This window comes from Paenibacillus rigui, assembly GCF_002234615.1.
In the GTDB taxonomy this organism is placed as follows: Bacteria; Bacillota; Bacilli; order Paenibacillales; family NBRC-103111; genus Paenibacillus_S; species Paenibacillus_S rigui.
In genome coordinates, this window is record NZ_NMQW01000012.1 from 269,235 (window position 1) to 276,286 (window position 7,052).

At 47.6% G+C, this 7,052-nt stretch carries 5 protein-coding genes; 1 reads left to right on the forward strand and 4 read right to left on the reverse strand.

Translation table 11 applies throughout. From position 1 onward, the window contains the following. Positions 1 to 71: 71 nt before the first annotated feature. The 4 genes from CF651_RS08755 to CF651_RS08770 form a co-directional block, all read right to left on the reverse strand. Positions 72 to 3,884, reverse strand: coding sequence for a CBM96 family carbohydrate-binding protein (locus CF651_RS08755; protein ID WP_094014472.1), 3,813 nt, complete (start codon positions 3,882 to 3,884; stop codon positions 72 to 74). Between the two features lie 36 nt (positions 3,885 to 3,920). Beyond that, entirely contained in the window at positions 3,921 to 5,666 is a 1,746-nt protein-coding gene (locus CF651_RS08760) for an S-layer homology domain-containing protein (protein WP_094014473.1), read from the reverse strand. Between the two features lie 329 nt (positions 5,667 to 5,995). Further along, positions 5,996 to 6,262: a hypothetical protein gene (locus tag CF651_RS32805; protein ID WP_245855789.1), complete on the reverse strand. Its 267-nt coding sequence runs from the start codon at positions 6,260 to 6,262 to the stop codon at positions 5,996 to 5,998. 124 nt (positions 6,263 to 6,386) lie between these two features. Further along, complete coding sequence (locus CF651_RS08770; protein ID WP_245855790.1) at positions 6,387 to 6,617, reverse strand: carbohydrate ABC transporter permease; 231 nt, start codon at positions 6,615 to 6,617, stop codon at positions 6,387 to 6,389. Positions 6,618 to 6,899: 282 nt separating this feature from the next. Here CF651_RS08770 and CF651_RS08775 point away from each other — a divergent pair. Next, on the forward strand, positions 6,900 to 7,052 hold a 153-nt coding region (locus CF651_RS08775), incomplete at its 3' end, for a LuxR C-terminal-related transcriptional regulator (protein ID WP_094014474.1).

A 7,052-nucleotide genomic window follows, 5' to 3' on the forward strand; every position in this document is an offset into this window, starting at 1 on the left:
ACATACATCCCAAGCTAGCGAAGCAAAGCCTGCTCCCTTGAAGGGCATCCGGCTTTGCTTTCATATGCTTATTACAGAATCGGATCAGGAAGATCCCATACACTGGTATAATAAACCGGTGCGTGGGTAAACGTCGTATTCTCAAACTTGACGTCGGAGTTCAATAACTGGAGGTCGTCCCGATCGTTATTGAAGGTGCTGTTCACGATATAAGTATTCCTGACAGATCTCCAAATGCCGCCTGTACGATTATGTGAAAGATTGACTCTGCTCAAAATAACATATTGCGGTGCATAGGTCGGATCTTCCGTGTATACGTATTTGTTGCTAAAGTTCTCGCACGGGAACCACATGGCAACCCCACCTGCCCCCGTTATCGAGTATTTGTGAAAAATAATATGATCAGCCCCTGAATTATCGGACTGAATGCCGTTGCCGAGCGTATCTTTAATGGTAATACGCTGAGCAATGACATTCTGGGTTGACGTATACTTCGCTCCTTTGCCTCGGGCGGGCCTGGAGAAGTCGGAGTCCGATTGGAGAATCCGATTATCGTACAAGAAGTACAGATTGTGGTACAAGCCGTTGGTTTCCCCATTATAATCCGAAGTGACATGATCCATAATGATGTCCGTTACCCGCTTGAAATGCATCCCCATACCCGACCAATTTTTGATGGTCATTCGCTGCAGCATGATGCGTGCATGTGGCGCGGTCACCAGATCCTTACCTGCGAAAACAATCCCGTTCTCTCCGCCAGTGTTGGAGCTCGTGCCACGTGTGCCTTCCAGCGTAAAGTCTTTAAAGACGATGTCAGTCAGCTGGACCGTCTGAGTATCGCCATTAAAGGCGGTTCCGGTAAAGTTCGGACCTTGCTTGACAATCGTATTTCTTTCGCCTTGCCCGACAAGGGTGACTTTGCTTCTTATAGTGATTGGACTATTGATGATGTGCAGCCCTTCTTTGAGATAGACAACCCCGCCACCTTGAGCGCTCACAGTGTCGATCGCATTCTGAATGCTTTCTTCGGGGTTGACCTCTATAACGTTCGTCAGTATTTGTGTAGGGTAGTTCACATCTGTGAATTGGTTATTCCACTTATCCTTAATAAGTCCTCTCACTTCGTCTTCCACAACTACTGGTGTGACAGCAACATCGGCAGAAGCGGGGGCTGCGGATTGCATATCTTTGAGTACGATAATCCGGTATCTTTGTTTAACGGTAATGGTTCCGTTCACTGCCGTCAAATTGACATAGATGGATTTGTCCTCTAACTTCGCACCCGGACGAGTAACGACTCCTTGATCCGTGACGATTTGTTCGTCCGACGAGGTCCACTTGAAATTCGTTCCTTTCGCTCCCAAGGTTGCAAAGTTCAAATTCGATGTCACTGCGGTCAATTCCCCCAGCTGAAGGTCCTTCAAGTCGGATTCGATATTGTCATAGGCCGCAGCTGTCTGAGTTGTTACCATCGAAGTCACCTCCAAATGCGGCATTTCGTCCGTAGTTCCACCTTCCTTGGAAATAAACCGGTACAACTGACCGTTTTGCGCTGCCGCATTTACTCGGAGCGTAACGCTTCCATTGCCAGATTGTTCATGGAGAATCGTACCCGTTACACCGATCCCATATTCTTTGCGCCCGTTCTCGCCATCCACCACCGTGGCCGTGCCGTTATAGATTGGCGTAGAGCTCGGCCTGTTGCTGTAGGAGATGTTCGGCTGTTTCCAGTCATAAGCATCCCATTGGTCGTTTGCAACAAACTCCGTAGCGATCGGTGTGCCGTATACGGAGTCCGTCGTAGAAGCCAGCGTCATTTTAAAATTTGCATGAAGAATAACACCGGGAAGCTGGGAAGCCGACACATTAAATTTAAGGAAAGCTTCATGAGTGTTGGCATCATCTGCACCTGAATTCTGAATTTGCAATTCATTAAGCCAGTCAAACGAAGAACCGGAAGATGAGCCTCCTGTCACATATTCGTCCACATCCGGAAGAAGGTTAAAAGTTCTCTTCACCAGGCCATCTCCCTGAGTCACCCGCTTGGCCACAAACACCAAGTCACTCAGCCGGATTGCTCCGTTGCCGTCAACGTCTGCAGAAGGATCAGCGGCGGATTCCACTCCATAGTTAGCTGTCAATTCTGCAAGGTCTTCATAATTAATTGAATTGTCGTTATTCAGGTCCCCATCGGGCTTTTTAATTACGGTTGATTTAAACGCTTCGACTGCTTGCTTTAAACTTGCTTTGGCTTGATTGATCTGATCCTGCGAAGCATTCGGTTTGGACAATACTTGATCCGCTTCCGATATAGCTTGGTTCAGCTTTTCTTTGGCGCTTTTAAAGAACTGTCCGTTCTTAGTGCCAATTTCAGCCTTGGCATACAATTCCTTCGCATCGGAATCTTCCTTCGGAACGACGGCAATATTCACCGGAAGCACCGGCGAAACAGCGATGCCGTTGGTTGCTGTAATTCCAATCGTATAATATCCGGTTTGATCCGGCTCCGGCACCCATCTAAAAACTCCGGTTCTTGCATCAAGGGTTGCGCCGTAGGGCACTGCCGAAGCCTGATAGGTGATGGTGCCGCCTTCCGGATCCCACCCTTGAACCAAAAATTTTAGCGCTTGTTGCTGCTCGACTTCTTGATCTTCAATGGGCGCAAGAAGCGGCCAATTGATGTCCTTCACGTCAATCTTCACATTTTGTTTGGATACAAAGGCACCATTATTGGCAGAGAAGACCACATTGTAGGCTCCGCTTTGTCTGTATGAAGGCGTCCAATCGAATTCACCTGTCGTTGCATTGAATACGGCGCCGTCCGGAAGCCCTTCTGCCTGATAGGGCAACGCTTTGCCTAACGGGTTTGTTGCATAAACGGAGAAGTGGACACTGCTTCCTTCTTGCGCAGAAATATTGTTCAGCGGTACAAACTCGGGAGCGTTCGGTTCATCCGCGACAGTGACGACTATCTTCGCGGAAGCGGTCAAGCCTTGTTTGCTCGCCGTGATTGTTAACGGGTAAACACCTGCTTGCGAAAAGTTTGGCGTCCAGGTAATGGTCGCCGCGCCGGGGTCGAAAACCGCGCCATTAGGCAATCCGTAAACGGCTAAAGTGACATCTGTCCCATCCATCGTTTGTTTATTCAACGGTATGGTTAGCGATTGTCCCTCACGAACGGACAAACTTCTTGCCGGGAAGGAATAGCTGCGGTCTACGGTAACTTGAAGGCGGGGTCTGTTGGCTTGAGAAGCCGCTTCTCTTGACGAAAAATTCGTGTAATCCCCGCCGGTAGACTGAAGCGAAAACGATAATTTCTGATTCCCGTTCATTTCTTTGATTACGCTGGGAGTTACATCCGCATACACCAATTGATTCGCTGTTGTTGGATACAGCGTGTTGTCCGGCGTGACCACAAATGTGTCTTTAACGATTTCCTTCCCGACCTTCGGCTTGTTATTCCAAGTTATTTCTCCTTCAGAAGCGGTGGCATTGTTCTTTGTTCCTTCTACCCATGTGTCGTCATCGATATTAATAATGTTGATCGGGGCATACAGGGCACTGCTGGAAGTCGTTTTCATATAAACATTGGCGGTTACCGGAAACCCTTCAAGCCGCGATAAATCAAAGCGCAGGTACGCTTCCCCGAAACCGTTCTTAAGACCGAAACTGTTCGTCGTGCCGTAGTTTCGAGTGGCATTCGATTTGAACACACCGGCATCGGCTTCCGGATAAAGATCGATGACTGTAGGTGCATAGGTTTGAGCCGTGACGCTGCTGCTAGAAGCTGTAGTCGTTCCGGTTGTTGCCGCACCTGCATGTACAGGAATCGAGCCGAACAGGAGCAAAACACTGAGTGCGCTAAACAAATGTTTTCTAATCATGTTACCCTCCGTTTCAAGGTTAAGAATGAAATACGATTACAGCAGCTGATAAATGCGGTACATTAAGACGGCTGTTTCAGCACGGGTTGCGGATGCCTGAGGCTTCATTAAGCCATTGTCGCCTTCAATCAACCCTATTTGCACAAGTCGATCGATACTTGATCTCGCATAGGAAGCAATTTCCTGACTGTATTCGCTCCCAACCGGGGTTGCGTCCGGCAGGCGCAGGTTTGTTGTCAGCTTCAACGCCCGTTCGGTCATTACCATCATGTCCTCTCTGGTAATCCGCTCTTTAGGATGAAAACGGTTATCGCCGGTTCCTTGGACGATGCCCAGGCTTTTGGCAATACCGACTGCTTCAAAATAATAATCGGCAGGATCTACATCGCTAAAATTCGTATCCATTGACGACGTCAGGCCGAGAGTTCTTACGAGCAAAGTCAGATAATCCGCCCTGGTAACACTTTCGCTTGGCGCGAAGTTCGAATCCGTCGTTCCATTGATTATGCCTTTGGAGCCTAAAACCGATATCGCTTTTTCAGCCCATCCAAAAGAGGCGGTATCCACAAACTTCTTATCCACATAAGCGACGGCATACCCGCTAAAATGGGTCGTGCTGAATTCCACGGAGCTATTCTTGGATACATATCTGCCAATTGGAACCGCTTTCATATTGCCCATGTCGTCAATATAGAGGACCACGATATGCTCTGGGTCTTGGTCATCAGGCATCAATGGATAGGGCACCGAAACCTTAACGCTTGCTTTCGGGTTATTAAATTTAACCTCTTTCCCGCTTACGGTAAGCGTGAAGTCGATGACCGGCCTTTCTCCAACCAAGGCTTGTACCGAGCTATCGGCGTTATTCGGCAAATTATGCTTCGCTATTCGAATTGTAAAGTTTTGTTCGGGCGACAAGCCAGCATTGTTCAGCATATTTGAAGGTAATACGACCTTGCCCACATCAGTCACAATTTCATACTGCCGATCTGCCGAAACGGAGTGCAGCAATTGAACCGGCATTTCAAAGGAATAAGCTTTGGCGCCTTCCACGGGGGCTACCTCGATGCGGACTGTCCTGATCCCTTGATCGTTTCCAGAAGTCCCGCTTAACGCTTGTGTAAGCGTGTCCATATTCAGCCTGATTTTAGCTTCTCCGTTACTCGTTTCCACTTCTTCCGGTTTGACAGAAATCGTAGCCGAGGCTGGTACAGGCTTTGACCCAGCCGGAGCTTCCCCGGAATTAAGCGGAGTATTCGGTATCGTTCCCGGAGAGTTGGAATGAGCATCGCTTTTATTCAGATGGAACGTTATCGATTGATTCACGTTGGAGAACGATTGCGTATCATAGGAGGAAGTGATGTAAGTCACCGATTCCAGCTTAATCGCGGATACTCCCGAACGAAGCGCTTTCAAAGTGAATGAAGCCAATTCCGTGTTCCCGCTAACCCCGGATTTCTCTTCGCCTACCCGGCTGGAAGCCAATATGAACCCCCGGTTCGACAAAACCTTGGCTTCTACCCCCGAATCGTTCAACAAAGATCGACTGCTCACAAGTTCAAAGTATTGAGGATCCAGATCCACGGTTATTTCGAAGCCGTACAAATCTTGAACTCCTGCAGCCTGCACCTTCACGTCTACTGTACTGCCTACGGGGATAAGATTGCGTTCGCTGGATACGGTAAAGCTTTCCGTTCCCGCCGCTAACGCATATAGCGGAGAAACGACCCATGCAACAACCAAACAAACGAAACAAATCCCAACTTGAAATTTTGATGCCATTCTACTCCTCCTTATTGTAAATTAAATACTTATACAGCCTAGCATAGGAAAAACAAGTATAACATGCGTTTTTTTAAGAATGGTATGCGGCTTTTTAAGAGATTCGTTCGATTGCAAAACGACATTCGAGCCTAGGTATGAGAACAAAAAGAAGGAAACCACAGCCTGAATTGGCCTGAAGTTTCCGTTCATACTCATACCCCTGTCATATGATGATCAGCCTTTGGTAGCTCCCGCTGCGACACCTTTGACAAAATATTTCTGCAATGCAATAACTGCGACCAACATGGGATCAATAGACATAGCCGTTCCGGCAAACACCATATATCCTATTGCGAAGCCGGCTCGTCGACGAACTTGAAGATTTCCACAGTCATTGTCTTCGGCTTCCCTGATGGGAGAATCAGGCTCGGCATCAGGGACCTGCCGCTGTGCTCAATCGCATAAGCGGCCATCGGAATGTGAACACCATGAAAAAGATCGAAGCTGCGGTCAGGATCAAGCTGTTCATCATGGCCTACAGGAATTTGGTTTTGGTCAGCAAATATTAGAAGCTGCCCGTACAGACTGTTTGGAAAAGCGATCGCAGATTTCAAAATCTCGCCATTCGATTTAAAAGCCGAAATGAGACTGAAGTAAAGCGGGAATCAAAACAACACAGCCAAAATCAAGGTGCCGGCAAAGATGACGATATCCACCCATTTATTGTTTTTTTCTATCTTACTTCTGCACCTTCCGCGAACGGAGTAAACGAATCTGAATAAGCGCCACGATCAGAATGATCACAAACAGCACCAGAGACAACGCCGTACCGTATCCTTGCCGCACTTCACCAAAGCCAACTTTGTATACGATATAGGTAAGTATTTCGGTGGCAAATCCGGGACCTCCGTCTGTCATCACAGCGATTTGGCCGAAAATTTTCAGCGAGGCGATCATCGACAGTATCATGCAAAACTGTCGTTGGTTAACAAACCAATTTTCGTCGTCGAGAATATGTACGACGATCGGTACCAGCAGGCATACAAGAGCTTGTTATGAGGACAGAAGAAGCATCGAGACTTGTGGGATTGTTCCCCCAAGACCACATCAAAAAACTATGCCGACTTTTCAGTTGAAAAGCCCATTTTTCCCAGCTACTGCACCATTAGTTCCACCCCTTCATAAACTAACTTTGACTGTATCCCTACACCTTGTAATGATACAAAAACCCGGGCAAGGAGGGGTGACACTTTGAAGGGCAGCGACCATAAAAGTAAATTTTTGCTAACCAATCGTGAACGCGAAGTTTTTGAACTGTTAGTGCAGGACAAAACAACCAAGGATATCGCACAGCAGCTGTTTATCAGCGAAAAAACGGTGCGTAACCATATATCCAACGTCATG

Excerpts from the sequence above, each read along its gene's own strand:
- CF651_RS08755 (WP_094014472.1), bottom strand. The coding sequence starts at position 3,884 with ATGATTAGAAAACATTTGTTTAGCGCACTCAGTGTTTTGCTCCTGTTC.
- CF651_RS08760 (WP_094014473.1), bottom strand. The coding sequence starts at position 5,666 with ATGGCATCAAAATTTCAAGTTGGGATTTGTTTCGTTTGTTTGGTTGTT.
- CF651_RS08770 (WP_245855790.1), bottom strand. The coding sequence starts at position 6,617 with ATGATACTGTCGATGATCGCCTCGCTGAAAATTTTCGGCCAAATCGCT.